Raw genomic sequence first — 1,207 nt, 5'->3', positions numbered from 1 at the left:
TGAGCTGGACCCCATCCATTGGACAGTCCGCAGCGATTTTTAAGTGATGACCTGCTAGGTTAAGCCGCCTGCGGTCGCGGCTGTGGGTCGAAGTAGACCTGATCGGGCGTGGCTCGATCAAGGCCCTGATGATGGCGCTTGGCGTTGTAGAAGGCGAAGTAATCAGCCAAGCCCGCTTTGGCGTCGCGCCCACTGTCATAGGCTTTCAAATACACCTCCTCATACTTCACGCTGCGCCAGAGCCGTTCGATGAAGACGTTATCCATCCAGCGCCCGCGGCCATCCATACTGATCGTGATCGCGTGGTCTTCGAGCACACCGGTGAAGGCGCTACCCGTGAATTGGCTGCCCTGATCCGTGTTGAAGATGTCGGGCGCTCCGTAGCGTGCGACCGCGCGCTGCAGGGCATCGACGCAGAACGCGTCATCGAGCGTGTTCGACACCTGCCAGGACAGCACCCTGCGCGAGTACCAGTCCATGACGGCGACCAGGTATAAAAAACCACGCGCCATGGGCAAGTACGTGATATCGCTGGCCCAGACCTGGTTGGGTCGATCGATCTTCAGACCCCGCAGGCGATACGGATAGATCCGATGCCCCGCTGCCGGTCGTGACAAGCGCGGCTTCGGATACGAGGCGGTGATCCCCATGATACGCATCAAACGCTGTATGCGCTTGCGATTGATCGCCAGGCCGTGTCCATCGGCCAGTGCATCGGTGATGCGTCGGCTGCCGAGAAACGGCCGCTCGAGGTGCAGCACGTCGATACGCTGCATAAGCCTGTGATCGGTATCCGATACCGGCTTGTGCCGATAGTAGACCGTCGATCGGGCGACATCGAGGACACGGCATTGGCGTGTGATCGGCAATGTGTGGCCGGGATCGATCATGGCCCGCCGCGCTTCGGGTCGAAGCGCGCGAGCCCGCGCTCCAAAAAATCGTTCTCCATCGACAGCTCACCGATCTTGGCATGCAGCGAGTCGATCTGGGCTTGGTTATCCGACGTCGATGGTCCCTTGTCGAACGTCTCGGTCGCGCCTTCGACCAGCTGGCGTTTCCATTGCATGATCTGGTTCGCATGCACGTCGAACTGCTGAGCCAGTTCGGCGAGCGTTCGATCGCCTTGCACGGCGGCGAGTGCCACCTTCGCCTTGAAGGCCGGTGAGTGATTACGGCGTTTGCGTCGCATAGTTGCTCCTTGGCCGGG

The 1,207-nt window shown here is 60.6% G+C and carries 1 protein-coding gene; it reads right to left on the bottom strand.

The window, feature by feature from the left end:
- Positions 1-59 precede the first annotated feature (59 nt).
- Positions 60-1,189, bottom strand: a protein-coding gene (locus T5B8_RS19940) for an IS3 family transposase (protein ID WP_353181006.1) whose coding sequence is annotated in 2 segments (ribosomal slippage) — positions 60-928 and positions 928-1,189 — 1,131 coding nt in all. Because the reading frame shifts where the segments join, the coding sequence is not laid out codon by codon here.
- Positions 1,190-1,207 lie beyond the last annotated feature (18 nt).

Origin of the sequence: Salinisphaera sp. T5B8, assembly GCF_040361255.1 — a bacterium.
In the GTDB taxonomy this organism is placed as follows: domain Bacteria; phylum Pseudomonadota; class Gammaproteobacteria; order Nevskiales; family Salinisphaeraceae; genus Salinisphaera.
This window is presented reverse-complemented; position numbering and strand designations above follow the sequence as displayed.